General features: G+C 47.6%; 23 protein-coding genes. 13 read left to right on the top strand and 10 right to left on the bottom strand.

Going from position 1 to position 23,036, the window contains the following annotated elements:
• The first annotated feature begins 6 nt into the window (after positions 1-6).
• Positions 7-1,443, top strand: coding sequence for an Asp-tRNA(Asn)/Glu-tRNA(Gln) amidotransferase subunit GatB (gene gatB / locus BM058_RS11955; protein WP_090927284.1), 1,437 nt, complete (start codon positions 7-9; stop codon positions 1,441-1,443).
• A gap of 231 nt (positions 1,444-1,674) precedes the next feature.
• Here the strand turns inward: gatB and BM058_RS11950 are convergent, their stop codons facing one another.
• On the bottom strand, positions 1,675-2,385 hold the full coding sequence (locus tag BM058_RS11950; protein WP_177195539.1) for a metallophosphoesterase family protein: 711 nt from the start codon (positions 2,383-2,385) through the stop codon (positions 1,675-1,677).
• A gap of 179 nt (positions 2,386-2,564) precedes the next feature.
• Between BM058_RS11950 and BM058_RS11945 the strand changes: the two genes are divergently transcribed.
• A complete protein-coding gene (locus BM058_RS11945; protein ID WP_090927282.1) occupies positions 2,565-3,470 on the top strand; it encodes a diacylglycerol kinase in 906 nt (301 codons plus the stop codon).
• 42 nt (positions 3,471-3,512) lie between these two features.
• Here the strand turns inward: BM058_RS11945 and BM058_RS11940 are convergent, their stop codons facing one another.
• The 4 genes from BM058_RS11940 to BM058_RS11925 form a co-directional block, all read right to left on the bottom strand.
• Entirely contained in the window at positions 3,513-4,043 is a 531-nt protein-coding gene (locus tag BM058_RS11940; RefSeq protein WP_090927281.1) for a hypothetical protein, read from the bottom strand.
• 262 nt (positions 4,044-4,305) lie between these two features.
• On the bottom strand, positions 4,306-4,680 hold the full coding sequence (locus tag BM058_RS11935; protein WP_090927280.1) for a DUF779 domain-containing protein: 375 nt from the start codon (positions 4,678-4,680) through the stop codon (positions 4,306-4,308).
• A 27-nt stretch (positions 4,681-4,707) separates the two neighbouring features.
• Complete coding sequence (exaC, locus tag BM058_RS11930) at positions 4,708-6,228, bottom strand: acetaldehyde dehydrogenase ExaC (protein WP_090927279.1); 1,521 nt, start codon at positions 6,226-6,228, stop codon at positions 4,708-4,710.
• Between the two features lie 236 nt (positions 6,229-6,464).
• Positions 6,465-7,436, bottom strand: coding sequence for an aldo/keto reductase family protein (locus BM058_RS11925; RefSeq protein WP_090927278.1), 972 nt, complete (start codon positions 7,434-7,436; stop codon positions 6,465-6,467).
• Positions 7,437-7,661: 225 nt separating this feature from the next.
• Between BM058_RS11925 and BM058_RS11920 the strand changes: the two genes are divergently transcribed.
• Positions 7,662-8,624: a nuclease-related domain-containing protein gene (locus BM058_RS11920; RefSeq protein ID WP_177195538.1), complete on the top strand. Its 963-nt coding sequence runs from the start codon at positions 7,662-7,664 to the stop codon at positions 8,622-8,624.
• A gap of 206 nt (positions 8,625-8,830) precedes the next feature.
• A complete protein-coding gene (gene rlmD, locus BM058_RS11915) occupies positions 8,831-10,237 on the top strand; it encodes a 23S rRNA (uracil(1939)-C(5))-methyltransferase RlmD (protein ID WP_090927276.1) in 1,407 nt (468 codons plus the stop codon).
• 302 nt (positions 10,238-10,539) lie between these two features.
• On the opposite strand, the gene BM058_RS11910 is transcribed toward rlmD, so the two are convergent.
• Positions 10,540-11,940: an NCS1 family transporter gene (locus BM058_RS11910; protein WP_218151904.1), complete on the bottom strand. Its 1,401-nt coding sequence runs from the start codon at positions 11,938-11,940 to the stop codon at positions 10,540-10,542.
• Between the two features lie 695 nt (positions 11,941-12,635).
• Between BM058_RS11910 and BM058_RS11905 the strand changes: the two genes are divergently transcribed.
• The 4 genes from BM058_RS11905 to BM058_RS11890 all read left to right on the top strand — a co-directional run bounded on the left by BM058_RS11905 (position 12,636) and on the right by BM058_RS11890 (position 16,919).
• Positions 12,636-13,727, top strand: coding sequence for a serine hydrolase (locus BM058_RS11905; protein WP_090927274.1), 1,092 nt, complete (start codon positions 12,636-12,638; stop codon positions 13,725-13,727).
• Between the two features lie 192 nt (positions 13,728-13,919).
• Positions 13,920-14,153 carry a hypothetical protein gene (locus BM058_RS11900; protein WP_090927273.1) on the top strand — a complete coding sequence of 78 codons (234 nt, stop codon included), beginning with the start codon at positions 13,920-13,922 and terminating at the stop codon, positions 14,151-14,153.
• A gap of 172 nt (positions 14,154-14,325) precedes the next feature.
• On the top strand, positions 14,326-15,417 hold the full coding sequence (locus tag BM058_RS11895) for a plasmid pRiA4b ORF-3 family protein (protein WP_090927272.1): 1,092 nt from the start codon (positions 14,326-14,328) through the stop codon (positions 15,415-15,417).
• Between the two features lie 23 nt (positions 15,418-15,440).
• Positions 15,441-16,919, top strand: a complete 1,479-nt coding sequence (locus tag BM058_RS11890) for an aldehyde dehydrogenase family protein (RefSeq protein ID WP_090927271.1) — start codon at positions 15,441-15,443, stop codon at positions 16,917-16,919.
• A 268-nt stretch (positions 16,920-17,187) separates the two neighbouring features.
• Here BM058_RS11890 and BM058_RS11885 read toward each other — a convergent pair whose 3' ends face one another.
• On the bottom strand, positions 17,188-17,436 hold the full coding sequence (locus BM058_RS11885) for a hypothetical protein (protein WP_090927270.1): 249 nt from the start codon (positions 17,434-17,436) through the stop codon (positions 17,188-17,190).
• Between the two features lie 55 nt (positions 17,437-17,491).
• Between BM058_RS11885 and fosM the strand changes: the two genes are divergently transcribed.
• Both fosM and BM058_RS11875 read left to right on the top strand, forming a co-directional pair.
• Positions 17,492-17,944 carry a FosM family fosfomycin resistance protein gene (gene fosM / locus BM058_RS11880; RefSeq protein WP_407690179.1) on the top strand — a complete coding sequence of 151 codons (453 nt, stop codon included), beginning with the start codon at positions 17,492-17,494 and terminating at the stop codon, positions 17,942-17,944.
• A gap of 20 nt (positions 17,945-17,964) precedes the next feature.
• Positions 17,965-18,573, top strand: a complete 609-nt coding sequence (locus tag BM058_RS11875; protein ID WP_090927268.1) for a hypothetical protein — start codon at positions 17,965-17,967, stop codon at positions 18,571-18,573.
• A gap of 70 nt (positions 18,574-18,643) precedes the next feature.
• Here the strand turns inward: BM058_RS11875 and BM058_RS11870 are convergent, their stop codons facing one another.
• Entirely contained in the window at positions 18,644-19,159 is a 516-nt protein-coding gene (locus BM058_RS11870; protein ID WP_090927267.1) for a hypothetical protein, read from the bottom strand.
• Positions 19,160-19,479: 320 nt separating this feature from the next.
• Between BM058_RS11870 and BM058_RS11865 the strand changes: the two genes are divergently transcribed.
• Positions 19,480-19,998 (top strand): YcxB family protein, encoded by a 519-nt coding sequence (locus tag BM058_RS11865; RefSeq protein WP_090927266.1) that lies wholly within the window; start codon positions 19,480-19,482, stop codon positions 19,996-19,998.
• A 22-nt stretch (positions 19,999-20,020) separates the two neighbouring features.
• Here BM058_RS11865 and BM058_RS11860 read toward each other — a convergent pair whose 3' ends face one another.
• A complete protein-coding gene (locus tag BM058_RS11860; RefSeq protein ID WP_090927265.1) occupies positions 20,021-20,593 on the bottom strand; it encodes a PadR family transcriptional regulator in 573 nt (190 codons plus the stop codon).
• Positions 20,594-20,711: 118 nt separating this feature from the next.
• On the opposite strand from BM058_RS11860, the gene BM058_RS11855 reads away from it, so the two are divergent.
• Positions 20,712-21,215 (top strand): phenolic acid decarboxylase, encoded by a 504-nt coding sequence (locus tag BM058_RS11855; RefSeq protein ID WP_090927264.1) that lies wholly within the window; start codon positions 20,712-20,714, stop codon positions 21,213-21,215.
• A gap of 59 nt (positions 21,216-21,274) precedes the next feature.
• Here the strand turns inward: BM058_RS11855 and BM058_RS11850 are convergent, their stop codons facing one another.
• On the bottom strand, positions 21,275-21,628 hold the full coding sequence (locus tag BM058_RS11850; RefSeq protein ID WP_090927263.1) for a DUF1516 family protein: 354 nt from the start codon (positions 21,626-21,628) through the stop codon (positions 21,275-21,277).
• Positions 21,629-22,037: 409 nt separating this feature from the next.
• Here BM058_RS11850 and BM058_RS11845 point away from each other — a divergent pair, with 409 nt between their 5' ends.
• Positions 22,038-23,015, top strand: a complete 978-nt coding sequence (locus BM058_RS11845) for a glycine betaine ABC transporter substrate-binding protein (protein WP_090927262.1) — start codon at positions 22,038-22,040, stop codon at positions 23,013-23,015.
• Positions 23,016-23,036: the final 21 nt, after the last annotated feature.

Here is a 23,036-nt window from a genome sequence, read left to right as displayed (position 1 = left end):
CCTGTGATGAAATTTGATACCGTCATCGGCCTGGAAGTCCATGCCGAACTGAAAACCGATACGAAAATTTTCTGTAACTGTTCGACGGAATTCGGGGCACCGGCCAACACGCACACGTGCCCGGTCTGTCTCGGCCATCCCGGTGTGCTCCCGGTTTTGAACCAGCGCGCTGTGGAATACGCCATGAAAGCCTCACTCGCTTTGAACTGTGAAATCGCCGGGGAAACCAAGTTCGACCGCAAGAACTATTTTTATCCCGACAGTCCGAAAGCCTACCAGATTTCACAGTTTGATAAGCCGATCGGTGAAAATGGATCGCTTGAAATCGAGGTGGACGGCTATAAAAAGAACATCGGCATTACCCGGATCCATATGGAAGAAGATGCCGGTAAGCTCACCCACGATGAATACGACGACCACAGTCTCGTTGATTTCAACCGTGTCGGCACGCCGCTGATTGAAATTGTATCCGAACCGGACATTGAAACACCGGAAGAAGCGTATGCTTATCTTGAAAAGCTGAAAGCCGTACTTCAGTATACGGAAGTATCCGACTGCAAGATGGAAGAAGGCTCTCTCCGCTGTGATGCGAACATTTCGCTGAAACCGGCGGGGCAGGAAGAATTCGGAACGAAAACGGAGCTCAAAAACCTGAACTCCTTCACAAACGTTCACAAAGGTCTGGCTTATGAAGAGAAGCGCCAGGAGCAGGAACTGCTCTCCGGCGGAGAAATTCTTCAGGAAACCCGCCGCTGGGATGACGCGAAGAAAGAAACGACGTTGATGCGTGTGAAGGAAGGATCCGACGATTACCGTTACTTCCCGGAACCGGACCTTGTCACTCTTTACGTCAATGAAGACTGGAAAAGCAGCATTAAAGCGACTATTCCGGAACTTCCGGATGCCCGCCGCGAACGTTATATGGAAGAATTTGACCTTCCGGCATACGACGCAGGCGTGCTTACACAGTCGAAAAACATGGCGGATTTCTTCCAGGAAACCATCGATGAAGGCGCCGACGCCAAGCAGGCTGCCAATTGGCTGATGGGGGATGTCAATGGATACTTGAATTCCCATGACATGGAGCTTGCCGATACAGAGCTCACGCCGTCCTCTCTTGCCAAACTGGTGACTCTGATTGATAAAGGCACCATTTCCAGTAAAATCGCTAAAACCGTCTTTACTGATCTCATGGAACAAGGCGGCGATCCGGAACAGATTGTACAGGACAAAGGACTTGTTCAGATTTCGGACGAAGGCGAACTCAAACAGATTGTGGACAAGATTCTTGAGAACAATCCACAGTCCATCGAAGATTATAAGAACGGGAAGGACAAAGCCATCGGTTTCCTCGTCGGCCAGGTGATGAAAGAAACCAAGGGCAAAGCCAACCCGCAGATGGTGAACAAATTAATTATGGAAGGCATGGGCATGGATGCCTGATAGACAAAAAGCTGCTTTCTCCTTTTAAATGGGGGAAAGCAGCTTTTTTTCTGTCCGGGTCGAATGTGTGACGGACAATTCCGGAAGTGTTTTGTCCCTTTACAGACAAAAGGAAAGCAATGCGGATGAAAATGACTGTAATCCGCATATAGGAAACACTTTTCTACTAAAAAGATGAAAAAGTGTCTCCAACTTATCGTATAAGGGGCCTATGTAAATCGATTCTGTTCTTCAGCCCTGCACCGGCTCTGATACTACATGGTAGCTGCCGTTATTGAAGAGAAGAGCGTTCAACTGCATTCCGAACCCGGCTCCCCCGTCAATGCCGATTTTGTCGGACTGAAACCACGGTCCGGCGTTTTCGTGGAGGGTCGGGGTCGGTGTGTGTCCGAAAATGACCGTTTTCCCCACCCCGTGTGGCTTTTCGAGAAAAGGCGACCGGATCCAGACGAAGGTACGCGGCTCTGACTCTTTCCATTCTTCGGCAAACGGATCAATTCCGGCATGAACGAGAATGTGTTCGGATGTTTCTTCAAACCGCTGCAGGTTTTCCATGAAATCAAGGTGTTCCGGAAAATCACGGCGGATGGCGTGAGTGATTTCATCAAGCGGACTGTCCGCGAGGTCCTCTCCGACGTAGCTTTGCAGTGTGCTCTCTCCGCCGTTTTCCATCCACAGGGAAAAGCCGCCTGTATCCTCGTTTTGAAACGCCTGCAGCATCATGTCTTCGTGATTGCCAAGAAGGCAGGTGATATCGGCACCGTCCTGCTCCTTGAGCTCCAGAACATAGCGGATAACATCAAACGACTGTGGTCCGCGGTCTATAAAATCCCCGAGCAGAAAAAGCCGGTCCTGCTCCGGCTGGTAATCGATACGATTCAACAGTGACACAAATGTCTCAAACTGTCCGTGAATATCAGAAATGAAAATATCCCGTGTCAATGATAATCCTCCCTCACAAATGTCTTTCCTGTATGATTCCCATTTTTTCCACAGTAGAAACGAAGAGATGGATGAGCATTCCCTTGATCTTCCAATCCAGGTGATATTCTCGTCAGAAGCGTTTCTTTCCTGTAAGATAGAAGAAAGAAGCATTCTAATAATAACTTAGGAGAAACGCTATGAAGCAAGCACGAGTGATTTATAACCCCACCGCCGGAAAAGAACAGATGAAAAAGCAGCTGCCCTACATCCTCGACCGTCTGGAGCAGGCGGGATATGAGACGTCTGCCCACCAGACAAAACAGGAAAGTGATGCACGAGCTGAAGCAGCGCGTGCGGCAGAGCGAGGTTTTGACGTTGTAGTGGCCGCCGGAGGAGACGGTACCATCTTTGAGGTTGTAAACGGCCTGGCCGGACAGAAGAAACGGCCGAAGCTCGGTATTATTCCGGCCGGTACAACCAATGACCTTGCCCGGGCGCTCGGCATCCAGCGAAATGACATTGCCGGAGTGTGCGATATTATAAGCGGAGGTCACAGTGAGCCGATTGACATCGGCCGGGTGAACGGCCAGTACTTCATTAATATAGCAGCCGGCGGAAAGTTGACGGAGCTGACGTATGACACTCCCAGCAAACTGAAGACAACGCTTGGTCATTTTGCCTATTATGTCAAAGGCTTTGAGAAACTTCGCTTTCTAAAGCCGAAGATGGCGCAGATTGAATATGACGGGAAATGGTTTGAAGGGGAAATCATGTTGTTTCTGATCGCCAACACGAACTCCGTGGGCGGTTTTGAGAAACTTGTTCCGGATGCGAGTTATAATGACGGCATGTTTGATATGATTATCATCACGAAAACGACCATACCGGAACTGATCCGGATCGGCACGCAGGCACTGAATGGGGAACATCTGCAGCATGAAAAATTAATGTACGTGCAGGCCAACCGGGTGAAAATCCATGTGGAAGGGGACATGGAACTCAACCTGGACGGGGAATACGGCGGACAACTTCCCGGCGAGTTCGTCAACCTTCACCAGCATCTCGAGCTGTTCTGCCCGGAAGAAAGTACGGAGGAAGAATGAAAGCACCGCTCATTGGCGGTGCTTTCGCGTGGAGGAACCGGATTACTCCGGCTTTGAAGTTTGTTCGGTTATCTGATACGTTCCCAAGCGGCTGTCAAAGGAGCTTTCCCAGTCGAAGCTGTCTTCGGTTTGTTCGTATGTATTATCAAACTCCCGGCCGAAGTCGTTCCAAGTTTCGTTAAAGGAAGGCTCTTCTTCCGATTCCTCTGCGGCCTCAGAATTGGTATTCTCTGACTCCGGACCCTGAATTCCTATAGAGGGCAGCCCGCTCCAACTGCTGCTTTCGGTGCCGCCGGATGAGCTGGATGTGTTGTCCTGTCCAAACTGATTCCACTGCTGATCAAAATCTTCAAGCTTTTCTTCTTCGCTCCGGTTATCTTCACCAGCTTCTTCTGCTGCCTGCTGGGCTTCACTCCAGCGCTCTTCCCACTGCTTTTCTTCCGATGCTTCTTCCGAAGTTTCTTCCTGCTGTTCTTTCGTGTCTTTTTGAAAGAACATGTTGTTTGAAATGGAAAAGTCGGAGAATGGAGTAAGCAGTCCTGCTCCGAGAATCAATCCTGCTGCAATTTTCAACCGTTCATCTCCTCCTGCATCTTATCTGTTGGCATAACGGATTAATACCCGCGGCGGATGTTCAAAAATGACCAGATTCCAGTAGCCACTGATACAATAACGGTGAAAATAATAAACCAGTGCGGCATGTCAGACCGTCTCCTTTCGAAAAAAATAACAGAATTCTCCTTACTGTAAAGAATAGTAGGAAAGCGGTAAAAAATCAACACGAACGTGTGCTTAGTATCCGAAAAAAAGCAGCGGGGTATACCACCCCGGCTGCTCAATTCGCGGTTTCTTCCTTTTTCATGGCTTCGCGTTCATCCTGCGAGTACATGCGCGAACGGGTGAGGAACCGTCTGCCTTCAGGTCCGTCGAGGGAGAACATGCCGCCGCGTCCGTCCACGACGTCAATGATGAGCTGGGTGTGTTTCCAGTATTCATATTGATCCTGGGACATGTAAAACGGCATCCCGCCGATATCGCCGAGGTAGACGTCACTGTCTCCGATACGGAATTCCCCGCGTGCAAAGCACATCGGGGAACTGCCGTCGCAGCACCCGCCGGACTGATGGAACATGAGAGAGCCGTGTTTTTCTTCCAATGTTTTGATGAACGCAAGGGCTTCCTCTGTCGCCGTCACTCTATCGACTGTCATCTGCATTCATCCTTTCTGCATCAGGGTTTAGAAAAATCCGAGGCCGGTATCTCCGTAATTGACGAGCAGGTTTTTCGTCTGCTGGTAATGGCCGAGCATCATCTTATGGTTTTCGCGGCCGATGCCGGATTTTTTGTAGCCGCCAAACGCCGCATGTGCCGGATAATCATGGTAGCAGTTCGTCCAGACCCGGCCCGCCTGAATTTCGCGTCCGAAACGGTAGGCGGTGTTCATGTCGCGCGTCCAGACGCCGGCGCCGAGGCCATACAGCGTGTCATTGGCGATTTCAAGCGCTTCTTCGTTCGTTTTGAACGTGGTCACCGCAAGCACCGGCCCGAAAATTTCCTCCTGGAAAATGCGCATCTTGTTGTTTCCTTTAAAGATGGTCGGCTGCACATAATAACCGCCCGCCATATCTCCTTCGAGCTCATTCACTTCACCGCCGGTAAGGAGCTCGGCGCCTTCCTGTTTACCGATATCAAGGTAGGAGACGATTTTGTCCATCTGCTCCTTGGACGCCTGCGCGCCCATCATCGTTTCCGTATCGAGCGGATGACCGGCTTGAATGGCTTCGACCCGCTTCAGCGCCCGTTCCATAAATTCATCATAAATGGATTCGTGAATAAGGGCGCGGGACGGGCATGTGCAGACTTCGCCCTGGTTGAGGGCAAACATAACGAAACCTTCCACTGCTTTATCGAGAAATTTATCGTCTTCCTTCATCACGTCGGAGAAGAAAATGTTCGGCGACTTGCCGCCGAGCTCGAGTGTGACCGGAATAATATTTTCCGAGGCATACTGCATGATCAGCCGTCCGGTCGTGGTTTCGCCGGTGAAGGCGATTTTGGCGATGCGGCTGTTGGAGGCAAGCGGCTTGCCGGCCTCTGCGCCGAATCCGTTCACCACATTCAGAACGCCAGGCGGCAGCAGATCTTTGATCAGATCAAGCAGGATGTGGAAGGAAGCCGGTGTCTGTTCCGCCGGTTTCAATACGACGCAGTTCCCCGCCGCAAGAGCAGGGGCCACTTTCCAGGTTCCCATCAGAATCGGGAAGTTCCACGGGATAATCTGACCGACAACCCCGAGAGGTTCATGAAAGTGATAGGCCACCGTGTCATCATCAATCTGGCTGATGGAGCCTTCCTGCGCCCGGATCACACCGCCGAAGTAACGGAAATGATCGACTGCAAGCGGGATATCGGCATTCAGGCACTCCCGCACCGCCTTGCCGTTGTCCCAAGTTTCGGCCACCGCCAGCATTTCGGCATTCTCTTCGATACGATCCGCAATTTTATTTAAAATATTCCCCCGTTCCGACAGTGACGTGCGGGCCCACGCGTCTTGCGCCTGTTCGCCGGCATCCACCGCCGCTTCCACGTCATCCGCGGTGCCGCGGGCAACCTGGCAGAACACTCCGCCGGTAACAGGGGAGACATTGTCAAAATATTCTCCTTTTGCCGGAGCTTTGTACTCCCCGCCTATGAAATGGTCGTAACGATCGCTGAACTGTACGAGACTGCCGGGTGTATTCGGTGCATCATAACGCATAATGACATGTCTCCTTTCAGAATTAGAATAGAAAAGCCTGTCCATAACCTATGCTTTACAGTCCGTCACAAGCGGGAAGAACTCACTCCCTTCTTTCATGTAATCGCTCTCATATTTATTTTACTATGAACGAAAGAAGAATGAAATAAGTCTTTGGAAAGAAAAACCTGTTCCGGCAGGTACCGGAACAGGTTATAGGGACGCACCAGGAAGCGGCGGTGCGGGTGCTTTCATTGTTACGTCTTTATGGCTTCGATTTCTTTTAGAATCTCTTCGATTTCATGGAAAACGTCTCCGCCGAGTTCCACTTCCGTCGCTTTCAGGTTCTCTTCAAGCTGGGAAGGGCGGCTGGCACCGACAATGGCGGAGCTGACGCCCGGCTGACGCAGAATCCAGGCGAGTGCGAGCTGGGACAATTTGATGTTGAGCTCTTCATGGGCAATCTTTTCAAGCCGCTCCACCTGTTCGAGAATCGGTTCGGCGAGAAATCCGCTTACAAATTTCCCGATGTCTTCATGGGCGGCACGGCTGCCTTCGGGGTACTTTTCTTTCGGTTTGTATTTACCGGTAAGAACACCCTGGGCAAGCGGCGAGAAAACGACCTGGCCGATGCCTTCCCGCTGACTGACCGGGAGCACTTCTTTTTCAATATACCGCTTGATCATGTTGTAGATCGGCTGGTTCGAAACCGGCGCATGGAGGTTGCGGTCTTTTGCGGTATGCACGGCATCGGTGATCTGGGCCGCCGACCATTCGCTGAACCCGTAGTACAGCACTTTGCCCTGCCGGACGAGGTCATCGAGCGCCATCAACGTTTCTTCGACGGGCGTTTCGGTGTCAAAACGGTGGCACTGATAGAGATCGATATAGTCCACACCGAGCCGTTTCAGACTGGCATCGCACTGCTCCATAATATGTTTGCGGGACAAGCCTTTGTCATTCGGGCCGTCTCCCATTGGAAAATAGACCTTCGTCGCCAGTACATAGCTGTCGCGCTCGAATTCGCGGAGGGTGCGCCCCACGACTTTCTCCGCTTCCCCCCGGTTGTACACGTTAGCGGTATCAAAAAAATTAATCCCGCGTTCATAGGCGGTGCGGATAATATCGGCCGCGTTGTTGTCCTCCACGGTGGATCCGTACGTCAACCAGCTGCCAAGTCCAATTTCACTCACTTTGAGTCCGCTGTTTCCAAGTCTCCGATACTGCATGACAAAAACCTCCTTTTGTCCATCATACCTGAAAAGAAAGATTGGAACAATTTTGATATTTTTATTATAATAAGAAAGCAGCTGGGATCGGTGTATGCGGATTAGCAGGCGTAACGGGCGATTTGCCGGTGGATTCGGGCGAAATCGTGTCGAAAGCGGGCGAAACCATGTCGATTGCAAGCGGAAATGAACATTTGCCGGCGAAACGAAAGGAACGTGATGTGCTTGATTGAAAAATCCCGAACCATACCTCTTTATCTCCAGAAACTTCAGGCGCTCGACCGGCGTCTTCCGGCGTTCCATCCGAAACGAGCCGAAGTGGAAAATGAACTTGCCAGGTGGAGGGCCGGTTTCAAAGGAGAACAGTCGATAGACTACCATCTCGGATTTCTGAACGAGGATTGGCGTATTCTCCATAACCTCCGCCTGCACGACGGCACGCGCTCTTTTCAGATTGATACACTCCTCCTCACGACCTCATGCATCATCCTCGTTGAAGTTAAAAACATCACCGGTATTCTCACCTTGGACGCTGAATTCCATCAGCTGATCCGGTTCGATAATGAAAAAGAAGAAGCATTTCAGCATCCGGTTCATCAGGCAGACAGACATAAAATGCAGATGGGTTGGTGGCTTGAGCGGAATCATATACCTTCTCTCCCTATAAAGACCCTTGTTGTTATGGCTCATCCACGATCTGTTTTGAAACGTAAAAACGGCACCGCCGGCATGTATCCCCAAGTGATTCCCGCTTACCTGCTGCCTGATAAAATTCATGAGCTGCACCGTCACTATCCAGATCCCGTCTTATCCGATGCGGATGTCCGCGAACTTATCCGTCTTCTCCTTGCTGCACACTCTGAATCTCCGCAGAACCCGCTGCACCGCCATCATATTCCCTCTTCGGATCTGGTGAAGGGCGTATTCTGTCCGGCCTGCGGCAAAACTGTCATGGAGCGCATCCACGGAAACTGGCTGTGTCCACACTGCGGATGTACCTCGAAAAAGGCACACCACCAGGCATTGCAGGACTACGCATTTCTTATTCACCCCCGTATCTCCAATCAGGAAGCGGCCTCTTTTCTCCATATTTCATCTCCTTCTACCATGAAGCGGCTGCTTCGCTCCCTCTCGTATCCTGCATCTGGATCCGGGCGGGCGGTGAAATACAAGATTCTGCTGGATTGAAAATCAGGGAAGAGGGAGGCGGCCGTTTGTTGAATCAGGCGAATGTTTGTTGATTGCGGGCGAAATATTGTCGAAAGCGGGCGAAACGACTCCGATTTCGAGCGAAAACCATATTATTTCGAGCGAACCCCCATCGAGCCAGCCCTCCTCCACATGTGTTAAAATAGCGGACAGCACAGATTCATCGAGAGAAAGGATCAACTATTATGGCAAAGAAGCAGCACACGGATGCGCCGGTACAGAAAAATGACGTTATCACCGCGGTGATCGAGGATCTTACCCATGAAGGGGACGGTGTCGCGAAGGTGGACGGGTACGCGCTCTTCGTCCCGTACGGCCTCCCCGGCGAAACCGCGCAGATCAAAGTCCTCAAAACGAAAAAAGGCTACGGCTTCGGCCGGATCATAGAACGGATCGAAGAAAGCAGCGAACGTACCGAAGCACCGTGCCCAATTTATTACCAATGCGGCGGCTGTCAGCTGCAGCATATGACCTACGACGCCCAGCTCCGATTCAAGCACAAGCAGGTGCAGGACGCCATCACCCGTATCGGCGGGATCGACAACGTCCCCGTTCATCGGGCGATCGGTATGGAAGACCCATGGCGTTACCGCAACAAAGCGCAGGTCCCGGTCGGCACACGCAGCGACGGCCACCTGAAAGCCGGCTTTTTTCAGAAACGCTCGCACCGCATCATGGACATGGAAAGCTGTATCATCCAGAAAGAAGCGAACGATGAAGCGGTGCAGACCGTCAAACGCATCGCTGATCAGTACAACATCAAAGCCTATGACGAGGAAAACGCCCGCGGTACGCTCCGCCACGTCGTTACGCGCCAGGCCCATACCACCGGAGAGCTTATGATTGTGCTCGTGACAAACGGCCCCGACCTGCCGCACAAAAAAGATATCGTCCGTGATATTACCGAAGCGATGCCAAACGTCACCTCGATTATGCAGAACATCAACACGAAGCGGACCAATGCCATTTACGGAGAAAAAACAACCCTCATCTGGGGGAACGAACACATTTACGATACGATCGGCGGCATCTCTTTTGCCATATCGGCGCGTTCCTTTTACCAGGTGAATCCGGAGCAGACGAAAGCACTCTACGACAAAGCACTGGAATACGCCGACCTGCGCGGTAACGAAACCGTCATCGACGCCTACTGCGGCATCGGCACGATTTCTCTCTTTCTCGCGCGAAAGGCCCGTCACGTCTACGGCGTCGAATCCATTCCGGAAGCCGTCACCGACGCCAAACGAAACGCCGAGCTGAACAAGCTCGATGATGTCACTACCTTTGCCGTCGGAGAAGCCGAAGAACTTGTCCCCTGGTGGCACCAAGCAAACGGCCTCCAGCCCGATGTCTTCGTCGTCGACCCGCCCCGCAAAGGCTGCGACGAAAAACTGCTCCAGACCATGATAGACATGCAGCCGGAAAAAATCGTCTACGTCTCCTGCAACCCGGCCACCCTCGCCCGCGACCTCAAGATTCTCGAAGACGGCGGGTACGCGGCCCAGGAAGTGCAGCCCGTCGACATGTTTCCGCAGACGAATCATATCGAGTCGGTGACATGGTTGGAAAAGAAAGCTGAGAAAAGTGTTTGACTGAAGGGGGGAAGGGGGCGGATTCCTGAGGTCCTGCTCCTTCACTGCAGCCCTTTTTCTTTTGTGAAAATAAACCCGGAAAACGCCGCGAAATCGGGACGGGGTCAGACTGCTTTAAGTGAATCAGACGGTATTGTCGCTTGCCGTTCTTGGACTCTTGTGGTTTCAACCTACCTGCTCTGCTTACCTATTTGGGGCGCGGATAATTGGCAGCTGTTAGGTTTGTACCAAAAAAAGGGCCATGAAAGTCACTACCAGCTTATAGGAAGGATAGTGATTTTCATGACCTATTTTATTCCATATTATAGATTTTTAGAATTTGTTTTTTCTGTTCCATCGATCCACCCATCTGATCTATTCTCAAATATGGAATCTTTTAAAAAGTTTTTATTAATTGGCAGGTACCTCATGAGTAAATAATAAGATAATCCAGCTGGAACTAAACTGATAAACCATGCAATCTCAACAACCGTAAAGCCAATGAGTGCTCCAACGATAATTGCTATGATTCCCGGCCAGTTAATGCCTTTGTAAAATCCGTTGCTGTTGTAGAGCTCTTCGATATTTAAGCTTCGTCTGCGGACAATGTAATAGTCAACAATCATCACAGCAAATATTGGTCCCAAAAATCCTGAATAGATTTGCACAAAAAGTTGAAATACATCTGAGGTTTGAATGATCCAAGGAAACGTAAGTACTGCCAGGATCCCAATGCCAATTGATGTTTTCACATATGGTGCTCTAAAAACATCCATAATGACATACGTTGCAGGAATGGCGTTGTTGACAACGTTCGTTGTTACTTGCGCCAGGGCAATAAAGAATAATAGAACAATAAGTACAGTGCTGTTAGGCATAACCTCCACAAAGACCGTGACAGGGTCCCAGGAGCCTGTTGCTCCAGCTACCATAATGCCAATAACTCCCATGAACGTTGTGATAGGAACAAAACCAATCCAGTGTAAAATAGACATTAGAGTAGGTGTTGCTTTAGTATCTACCTGCCGGGTTAAATCGCTAATGTTCAGTGCCACCGTATTAAAATTTGCCAAAAATGCGGTAACACCTCCCCAAAAGGCTAATCCCCAGGTCCCTTCAGTAGTTATCAGCTGTCCCACTTCAGCATTAAAGTTTGTATAAACGACATAGAACATATATCCAAGCCCTATGATTAAGCCGACGGCACCAATGTTCTCCAACCATTTGACCCCTTTAAAACCAGTGGCCGTAAGAACAATTTGTAGAATTTGAAAGGTAATAAAATATAAAACGATATTATCGTAAGCCATGAGTTCGATGGATACAGCGTTCATAGCTGATGCACCTATCCAATTTTGTATACCATACCAAAAGACTGCAGGCGCCGCCCGAATAAGACCGGGAATTTTTGCTCCTGTCATTCCAAAAGATGTCCGTAACTGTACAACAAAAGGAATTCCATATTTATGACCTGGACGTCCGTTGATACTCATAGCAATGGTTGCAATCGTTAAGCCCACGACAGCAGCTAAAGTTCCCTGCACTAAATTCAGTTCCCCATCCGGGACAATGACGCTTGCTCCCAGCATAAAAGCATTGATGGCTACAGCAGCTCCAATAAGCAGTAACAGGTAAGAAACCTTATCGAGCGTTCGATGTTTTTGTGGTGTTAAATTTTCTTGGTTAAAACCGCTGGACTGTATGTTTTGGGTTGTATCAACCATTTTAAGCATTTCCCCTTAGATAGAATCAATGGTATTTTTCAATATGCTCCTTCTTTTTAACATTGCATAGAAATCCAAAACCTGCTTGAAAGCTGCCATTTTTTTATGTATAAAAAGCCCCTTCCGTAAAATAAATCATAATCACAACTGATACCCAGCCTTTCTTTCAGCATTTTATCTTCAATTTTATTAACTTTTCTGACAGGGATTATAAGGTTGCTTCTCCCCCTCGTCATTGTGTATATTATCTAAAAGCCCGTGATTTTCTTTGGTTGAAAAGGCTAATACATAATCTTGATTTTCCTCTGTTTAATAGTCGAATTCGTATCAGTTTCCGCTTCATATCACTCCATGACGGGTGTTCACGAATAATCTCCTGGATTTCCGCGGATATTCAGACCTCACCCATCGAATGTGAGAATTCTTCACACATAAAAATTTTTTATAAAAAAACGGAGCGGGGGAGGTTTCCCGGGCTCCGTCTTAAAGGAATTTTATTCAGCCGGGTAGTTGTTCAGTTAGGAAGGATGAATGATCATAAAGCATAGGTTTTGTATGAAAAAGGGCTTGCGACCGCCGAAGATAAGGAAGACAGGAAAGCATTAGATGAACGTCTGGAAAAGCTCAAGTGAAACTCTAAAGCTGTATCATTACGCTCCCGTGCTGAGCACAGGAGCATTTTTTAAAAGGAGTATATGATGAAATTACTTTTAGTAATAATCGTCGGGGTGTTGATGCTTTTAATCATTATCCCAACCATTATGGTATATGTAGTAAGAAGGAAACACTTATCAAAAACAAAAGAAGACCTTCTCACCTATATTGAAGAACACCGAGACGCCTGCTCAGTAACTTTATTGGAAAATAAGAGTAAGCTGCTCACCTTCAATGAAGATAAAGAAATGCCGCTTGCCAGTACTGTTAAATTGATTTACCTTTTTACCTTGGTTGAAGCGGTAAAAGAAAAGAAAGTCGTGCTTGATAAGAAGGTTAAAGTAGAGGATCTTGATGTTCTCTATTTCGAGAATACGGATGGAGGAGCTCATCCAAGATGGAAGACAGAGAATAATATAGGGGATGAGGTCAATTTGTTTCAAATCGCACAGGGTATGATGCAGTTTAGTTCCAATGCGTGTACGGACTTTCTTTTTCATGAGTTAGGTGCAGATCGTATTAATCACACTCTTACAAAGTACAGTCTCCATCCTCATTCAGCGATTTATGCTTTTAGTTCAGCAATGTTGATTCCTGCCTATTTAAAAGTTGAGTATGGCTGGAAGAAAGCACAGATGGTTCAGACGATAAAAGAGATGAATCAAAACGAATTTGAGAACTTGTCCAATATGATGTTACATAACGTGTTAAACAAAAAGGCAGGTCCCTATCTCAAGGAATTGTCGACCATTAACGACATGACCGTTCAGCGTGTTTTGATGGATAAATTACCTTCTTCGACGACAGAACAATACGCAGCGTTTATGATGCGGACAGGCGAATCGGATGATTTATCAGACGATGACAAGGAATTGGTTGACCGCATTCTTGGAAGAGCAAACGAGAGCGGAAAGCGGCGGTGGTTTAAGGGAGGATCAACAGCGTTTACACTGACTTCAGCGATATATCAAACGGATGGTCAAGAGTCGGCAGCTCTTTCCGTGTTTGTTCAAGATGAAAAGCGGTATGAATTGTTATGGATACGGAAAGTCTTTCATGATTTCTTAAACGCGATGGTGGAAGATGGTGAGTTTAGGGAGAAAGCGATTAGTAAGTTAGGGAATACGGAATAGGTGGTCCGGCAATGTCCCGGAATATCTTTTTTCTCAGGAAGTGCCGTTCCCAATTCAAGAACTAAATCTTAGTGGCCATTTACTTTTGAAAGAAAGCAGTTTAATCAGGACAACTTCATAGTAACATTTAAGGTGCTGTCTTTTTTTGTTACAATTAATTCAGTATAAGGCATGGAAAATAAGGGGGCAAATATGAAAAAATATTTGGTGTTTATAGTTAGTTTTGGGCTGCTATACGTCGTGTTTCAGATTTTATCGGGCACGATACTAACATCTATGTTTACTCCTGATTTCTCGAGTGGAGGAAGTTTTTCAAGTCAAGAAATAACTTTTGGGACTCGTTTAGGTTCTTTCCCTATAATGATGGGGCTGTTGATTGCCACTTCAGCCTATTTCATTTCAAATAAAGTGGCAAATTTTAAGTAGTTGTGAGGTGCTGTCACTCGAAGAGGGCAGCACCTTTTTGATGCTTACAAGAATGACTGAACACGTTATCTATGATTGGTTAAAGGGAAATGTGATATAAATGTAGAAAAGGAAACAAAGAACCTTGGATATTCTACATCCATATACGGGTAGTCATAGATGGAGGGATCCTATGCTGATTCAGTGCACGAAAGCGCTGCGTGAAGAAATGGAGATCAAGGATAAAGACTTGACTGCGGCGGACAGACCCCGGGACCGTTCCGACCTTCTTACGGGGTGGCATGCGAATGTGATCATGATAGAGGACCGTCCTGCTGTTTTGTTAATGAATGATGAATCGAGATATCCGATTGTTATCGGCGAGGTGGAAGAGGAAGATTTTTCGGAAATGCCGGACCTGATGGCTGAAGCGATACGAGAGGTTCTGCGGATGGAAGGAGTCCGGGAAGACGTGCTGGAGCGCTATATGTCAGAGGGCGGCGGCTTAGTTATCTCGAAAGCATCGGATCAACGTTGGATTGGGAAAATGAATCGTGCGGCGGTGGATGTGGAATTTGAGGGGTCTTTTATCGAAGAAGATCGAAAAATCCAGTGTCCTCTCAGCATGAAGGCACCCCGGATGATACAATCGGAAGGAGAACAGGACGTATTTTTCCCGGCGGAGCGGATGGTGGAGTGCCTTGGCCGTGTGTATGACACGGCGGAGGTGCTCGATGTGGAGCTGTATCAGCTGCATATCGAGCTGCCATTGGAGAAACATAACGTTTGGAGACGGGTGTATGTTCCTGCCACGTTTACGTTTGAACATCTCCATCAGGTCATCCAGGTCGTATTTGAATGGAAGGACTCGCACCTTCATCAATTTTTTGTACGAAGAGACGGTCAAAAGCCTATGACCATTGTCATGGACGGCGCGCTGGATATGCTGGATGTTATGGATACCGGCAAATCGGAAGTACGACTGGAACATATCACTCCACTGAAAGACATACTGCCGGATTACACAGACATCACCTACCAGTATGATTTCGGAGATGACTGGCAGCACACCATTACATTCGAAAAGACGCTTTCTTCCGCTGCACGGCGTGCCGTGTACGTGGAAGGGCAGGGGGACAGCCCGCCCGAAGACATAGAAGCAGAACGGGGATTGGAAAGCTATGTTATGGCAATGATAAAGGAACAGGAACCGGACGCCCCCCGTGCCTTCATCAATGAACGTCTCAGAAAAATACCCACATCATACACGCTGGCTTTGCTTTAAATAAAAAAGGGAGGGACGCCCCTATGTATGAACAGGAATTGACCGTAGATGGATTTATTCATGGAGAAAAAATAAAAGCCGAAACGTATGAAACGCGGGAAAATCCCGCTCATCCACAGCAGACGGCCGGCTTTTCCCCCGTCAATACAGAAGAGGATGCCGTTCGTGCGATTGACGCGGCGGATAACGCGTTTCTTGATTGGACAAACCGGCCGCTTGAGGACCGGATCGAGCGGATGAGAAAAGCGATTCAGAAAATAAAAGATGCCACGCCGGCGATCAAGGAGCTGTTATCGAGAGAACACGGCAAGCCGTTGTATGATGCGGAAGGCGAAATCGGCGTGTCACTCGCGTGGATGGAATTCGCGTGTGACAACGTAGAAGACGTACTGAAAAGTGAAGTGAACGAAGACGAAAACGGTAGAACCATCATCGCCCGCGACGGCATCGGTGTCGTTTCTGCCATTTCGCCGTGGAACTATCCGCTGTCCCTCTCTACCATAAAAATCGCACCGGCTTTGCTCGCCGGCAACACGATGGTACTTAAGCCAAGTCCTTACGCACCGCTTGCGGTGACAAAGGTCGCGGAAATGATCGCTGAAGAAATGCCGGACGGGGTGCTGAACCTTGTTCACGGGGATGCCGATGTTGGGAAGGAATTAACCTCCAATCCCAAAGTCGCAAAAATTGCGTTCACAGGAGGTACTGAAACAGCAAAACACATCATGAAAGCGGCGGCCGATACCATCAAAAATCTGACACTGGAACTTGGCGGAAATGATGCCGCGGTGGTGCTGAGCGACTTTGATGTGAACGATGAGCGGGCGATGCGGCGCATGGTCATTTCCAATTTTCTCACCGCCGGTCAGATCTGCATGATTGCTAAGCGGATCTATGTGGACCGCTCGATTTACGATCAATTTGTCAAAAAGTACAAAGAAGCGGCGGATCAGTGGATCAGAGTCGGCGATCCGTTTAACGAAAACGTCACGATCGGACCGATCAATAACAAGCAGCAGGTCGATCACGTGCAGAACCTGCTGGATCAGGCGGAAAATAACGGAGCCGAGGTCATAAAGCTCGGCACCATTCTGGATGAAGATGTATTCCATGAAGGGTATTTTATGCAGCCGACGATGGTACTCGGCGTTGATCACGAGGATCCGATTGTGGAAAAAGAACAGTTCGGACCGACCGTACCCATCCTGCCGTTTGACGGAGACGAACACGGTATTGAACTTGCCAACAGCAGTATCTACGGGTTGACGAGCTCGGTATGGGGGGAAGAAGAACATGCAGTGAAAGTCGCGCGCCGCATCCAGGCCGGCACGACCATGATCAACACCGCCGCCGTTCAGGGGCTTGATGTCCGGTACCCCTTCGGCGGTGTAAAACAGTCCGGCATCGGGCGCGAATACGGCAAAGAAGGCCTGCTCGCCTACACCGACACCCACGTCATCAATATCCCAAACAACGGCGACCTGCCGTATATCCCGGAATAACCGGTAACGCTCCTGTGCTGAGTAAGCACAGGAGTTTTTTTAAAAGGAAGAATGCCTCCGGCGTCCTGCAGAGACAGCTGAACGACAGAGCCAGCTTAGTTATGAATCGATTCCAGCGAAAAAGCGGCTGGATCGAGCGAATTCCTGTCGAAATCGGGCGAAACCATGTCGAAAACGGGCGCAAACCTTACGTTTTCGAGCGGAAAACAGCATGCTCATCTCCATCCTTTTTATGTATCACACCGGGCCCTCTTTGATTGTGCTGTCCTTATTCTTTGCTTTTTTTTCTCTGTACAAGAACCAGACTAATCAGCACAAAAATAATAGCAGAAACAATGCTGCCTCTAAGCAGAAGTAAGATATATTCCCCGAGGTTGGAGGTGGTCGTTTCCGTTACGGTTACGCCAGGAGACGGGGCCTTTCTTTCCACTTGCTTATAAGGCGTGAAGAGAATCATGACACATAAGCCGATGACAAACCCGTAAAGACTGCTTTTTAGTACTGTCCGCTCCAACATATCCACACACTCCTCTAAAAAAAAGAAAATAGTCTCTGGAAAAATTATCATAGGGATGATTGAATGTAAATGTGAGGTGATAGCGGTGTACATAAAGGGTCTGAATCATTTATTGTTTTCGGTGTCTGATCTGGAGAGGTCCATTCGTTTTTATCAAAACGTGTTTGAAGCAGTATTGCTGGTGAAAGGCAGGCACACTGCTTATTTCGACTTGAACGGAATGTGGCTCGCACTGAATGTGGAAGAAAATATCCCCCGCGGTGACATTCACGCCTCTTACACTCATACCGCCTTCTCCATTGAAGAGGCCGATTTTGACAAGGTGTACAAAAAGCTTCTGGATCTGGATGTCACGATGTTACCGGGGCGCGAACGAGATGATAGGGATAAGAAATCCATCTACTTTACGGATCCGGATGGGCATAAGTTTGAATTTCATACCGGAGCCCTGCAGGATAGATTGGATTATTATAAAGAAGAAAAGCCACATATGGAATTTTACATATAACCCGCGAGGAGGGAAGCATAATGTTATGTGCTGGACAATCCAGGTTTTTACTCTGTACTGTGTTTACGTTAGTTCTATTCGGAACTTTTAGCGGCGGTGCGTCAGCACAGGATTTGTACGAAGTGGATCTGCCTGAGGATGAATTTAAAAAAGTAGCTGTTGAACAATTACAGCTGTCTCATGTCCGAAAGGATTCTTTCTCCTTTTCGTCAGACTATACCTTTATCCATAACAACGGTGACAAAATCGACCCGCAAACAGCCAGTGCTTTAATAGAAGGCAGAGTGGGTTATAAAGAGGACGGAAATTTGATTGGTATCGGTATATCATACGACGGCAGAAAAACGGACTTTTTCTTCTCCAATGTTTCGGAGAATGAATATAATAAAGCTGCTCAAAAAAGCTTGACCGGGGAGAGCAGTGACAGCCCGCTGAACCATGCTTTAAAGGAAGCAGAAACATTCGCTGAACGTTCGAACGACCATTCAAATTTTGATGAAAAACAAGGGATTCAAGCAGCGGATAAACCATGTTGGAATGGTTGTGAATACAATGACAGCGATATGTTAGACGAGATCTTGAATTCGACCGGGCCACTTGGCTTGAGAGATTTTCCCCTGGTGAAATAGAAATTGGGAGGATAGCTTGAAAGCACACTCCTAAAGAAGGGTGTGCTTCATTTGTTACTGGAAAAGGATGTTATTCTGTTTGAGGGTTCTTTGTACTATGCATGTTTTTCTTGGTTTCAGGGGAGGAAACTGGATTGGGCTGGGGTAAAAAGTAATGCAGTACGGCCATGACAGGCAGTGATATATAAGCATTTCTAAACAGATGGATGGTTTCTGACAGTCCTAAATAAGAAATCACTATATTGTAATCGTGCACGGACAAAAGAGCAAGAGATGTCACGGTAAAGAATATACTTTGAAAAAGCTTACTCTTCTTTATCGTAAAAGCATACATTGAAAATGGTACGATAAAAAAGAGATAAGCCAGCAACACATGTGGAAGTTCCGTATAATAAATATCAAATCCGCTAGGAAATCCTTCAGGTACAAATTCAGCACCGTGATACATGGTGGTATAGTATTCATGCAGAAAAGGCATAACATGATCGAGAATCACCTGGATGCCGCAAGCAATAACTGTCAGACAAAAGATTCTCGCAACATTGGTGCCGGGGTATTCATAGGGCTTCCATTCATGCCGGTTCATTTTGATGCTCCTTTTCATACATACTGTTATTCCTCGTTTAAAACAAAGAAGCACTATACTCTTATTCCTATCTGAAAAGCAAATAATCTCTGGAAAAATTATCATAGGGATGATTGAATGTAAAGGTGGGGGAGTACTGCTGGATACAGGGGCTGAATCACTTTTTTGAGTTGAGTGTAACAAGCTCGGACGTTTGCAAGCGGTAAAGCATCTGTTTCGAGCGGATTCTTGTCGAAAACGAGCGAAACCATGTCGAAATCGGGCGGAAACTCAACGTTTTCGAGCGGAACACGAACACAACCGGCAAAGGAGTTCGAGCTATGGATACAACAGAAGAATCCACCGTCACAGCAGAGGGAAGGCTTGGCCTTCACGATGCGCTGGAGCATTTTCGTCTTCATACGATGAGAAAAATGGTGGTCATCGGCGTCATTGCTTTGATTCCTATTTATATCCTATTCCACCTGCAGTTTGCGATGGGGGTGATTGGTACGGCCGCCATCACCCTGTTGATTGAAGCGGCGGGTATGCTTGCAGGGTGGATGATCATAAAATATAAATTCAAAAAACAGAATCAAAGGAACTCCATGATGGAGGACGGAGTGACGTACATATTCCAGCAGGACGGCTTTCATGAAAAGAGAACAAAGGAACAGGCCTTCATGGAATGGCACCGGCTTCACGGGGTACGTGAGCGCCGTGACTTTTTTCAGTTATATCTCACGAAGGAGCGGGCTGTTGTCGTGCCGAAACATTTCTTCAAAGGCGAAACCGATATACAGCAATTGCGCGGCATCCTCCGTCACCAAAATGATTTGAAGAATATCAGGCTGCGCTGACATGCCTCCCCTGCGCCGCCTGTTACTCTCCAAGCTGCCTCTGCCGTATGATATCCATGCTTTCCATTAACCAGTGAATATAATTTTCTTCGCGGGACAAAGCTTTGGTTAAAACAAAATAATGCCCGAGTTCATCGGCATCCAAATCCTCAGCAGGGTTCTCCTCTCCGAAGTAATAAGCAAACTGTTCTTGCAGCATGTTTAATTTATCGGTGCGCAGGTTTAATTGATTTTCAAACAACGCAAGAAGATCTGCAGAGGGGATGTCTTTTAGAAAATAAAGCCGCAGCGCGAACACATCTTTCTCCGTTTCGAGATGATCATCCTGGGTTAAAAGCCACGTGTGCAGATCTTCTTTTCCTTTCTCTGTCAGGGTATACATCTTCTTCTCCAGCTTCTCCCCCGATAGCTCTATGTACGAAGAAATCAGCTCTTCCTCCAGCAGCTTCTTCAATTCCGTGTAGATCTGGCTGTGTTTGGCACTCCAGAACTGTCCGATCGCCTGTTTAAAGTCGGACGTCATATCATATCCACTTTTATCATCTTTTCTCAAAAGGCCTAAAATAGCATACTTCAGCACTCTTCGCGCTACCATGACTATTCCTCCGTTTCTACCTGCATTGACGGCATTATATCATAGGTGTAGAATAAATTATATAAAATCAAACATGTAAACAATGACATGTTTGATAATGAAAAGGAGGGCGCAGACAATGAAAGATCTTAACGAATTTCTTGGCAGTCATCTCATTTATACGTACGAAAACGGCTGGGAATATGAAATGTACATTAAAAATGAAGACACGATCGATTACCGCATACACAGCGGTATGGTGGGCGGACGCTGGGTCCGCGACCAGAAAGTCGATCTCGTAAAAATCGTCGACGGCGTGTTTAAAGTATCATGGACTGAGCCGACCGGCACCGACGTTTCCCTGAACTTCATGCCAAATGACAAACGCATGCACGGCATTATTTTCTTCCCGAAATGGGTGCATGAACATCCGGAGATCACCACGTGCTATCAAAATGATTACATTGATGTTATGAAAGAATCCCGTGAGAAATACGATACGTATCCAAAACACGTCGTACCGGAATTCGCCGACATCACATTTTTCCAAAACGAAGGCGTCAACAATGAAATTGTTGTTGCAGAAGCACCGTATGAGGGCATGACTGATGATATGCGCTCCGGCAGATTAACCTTCAAATAATAAATAACCGAATCAAAAAGGCTGTTCCATGTGTTTACCACAAAAGGAACAGCCTTTTTTTACAGATGAATTCCCTGCGGCAGCAGGATTCCGGTGAGAACGGTCAGCGCGAGGATAATGATGACAACCATCAGAAAAGGTTTCGGGGCATCGTCTTTTTTATAATGACTAAAATAAATTTCAATCAGCCCGATACTGATAATGCCGAGCGCAAGTTTGCCCAGCCCCCCGACGTTGACAGAAACCTGACCGAGCAGTATAAACCCTGTCATAATAGCTGCGAGATAAAGGACCCGGAGCAGGTTATGGACAATCAAAGCAATGTTGTTCATCTGCCGGCTGTACAGGTAATGGACGGCAGCGAAGAGCAAAATAACAACAGTAACCGCGCCCAGGTGGTAATGAATAATCATAGCGACCTCCGTATCGGCTCAGGATAACTCCATTGTAACGCGCCTGCGGAATGAAAAACATGAAATGCAATGAAAAAAGAACCAAAGACGACACGACGTACAAAAGGGCTCGATTGTTTTTATTGATTCTATTTTATCATCTACATAGGTAAAAAGAATGGCAGCCCTTTCATAAAATTAGAGATACAAGCACATATAGAGACTATGAAGAAGATATTCATAGATATACTATGAACAATTTGTAAAGTCTGCATGAAGAGATTTATGTGTACGAAAATTATGATATATGCCGTTTGAGGATAAACAAGCAATCGAGTAGAATGAAATCGGTTGTTAACAGAGATAGTAAAAAGGTCGATTATTTATAACTTCAAAAGTTAAAACAGCTTAGAAGGAGTGGAAGGACAAGATGTTTAAGAAAAATTGGAAGAAAATTGCCTTATCAGCAGGTTTATCGTTAACGATGTTGACGGCTGCATGTGGTCAGGATGAATCAGGAGAAAACGGCAGTGAAGGTTCAGGAGAAGGAAACGGCAGTTCAGGAGAAGAATCCGGCGAAAGTTCTGGTGATCAGACAGAATCTTCTGTAAATGTAGGAGAAGCCGTGGATTACACGATTACCGGTATCGAGCCGGGAGCCGGAATTACAGAATCGACAAGCAATGCCATCTCCGAGTATGACAGTCTTTCCGGCTGGGAGCAGAACTCTTCTTCCACGGCGGCCATGCTGTCAGAACTCAGAACAAGATACGAAAATGAAGAGCCAATTGTTATTACCGGCTGGAACCCGCACTACAAGTTCGCCCAGTTTGATCTGAAGTACCTGGAAGATCCGCAGAACGTGTACGGAGAAGCCGAAGAAATCAGAACGATAGCAAGAATGGGGCTGGAAGAAGACATGCCGGGAGCCTACAAAATCCTGGACCGTTTCCAATGGACACTGGAAGACTCTGAATCCTTCCTTCTTGAAGCACAGGAGAAGGATATCGAGACAGTGGCCCAGGAGTGGGTCGATAACAACCAGGGTAAAGTAGATGAATGGATCAACGGTGTAGAATCCGTAGACGGTAAGGAAATTGAACTGGCCCTTACTCCGTGGGATTCCGAACGCGCCTCCTCAGCCGTTGTTAAACTGGCACTGGAGCAGAAAGGGTATGACGTAACGCTCACACCAGTAGATCCATCTGTTGTGTTTGAGGCCGTTGCCAACGGAGATGCGGATGGTTCCACAGCACCCTGGATGCCGAAAACGCATGGCAGTTTCTATGAAGAACACGAAGATAATATTGTAGATCTCGGTCCTAACCTTGAAGGTGCTTTGACTGGATTAGCCGTTCCGACGTACATGGATATTGAATCCATTGAGGACCTGCAGCCGGCAGAGTAATAGAATAAGCAAAAGGCTCCA

Origin of the sequence: Salibacterium qingdaonense (assembly GCF_900114715.1) — a bacterium.
Lineage (GTDB): Bacteria > Bacillota > Bacilli > Bacillales > Marinococcaceae > Salibacterium > Salibacterium qingdaonense.
Note: the sequence above shows the minus strand (reverse complement) of the source record. Positions and strands in the feature narration are given on the sequence as shown.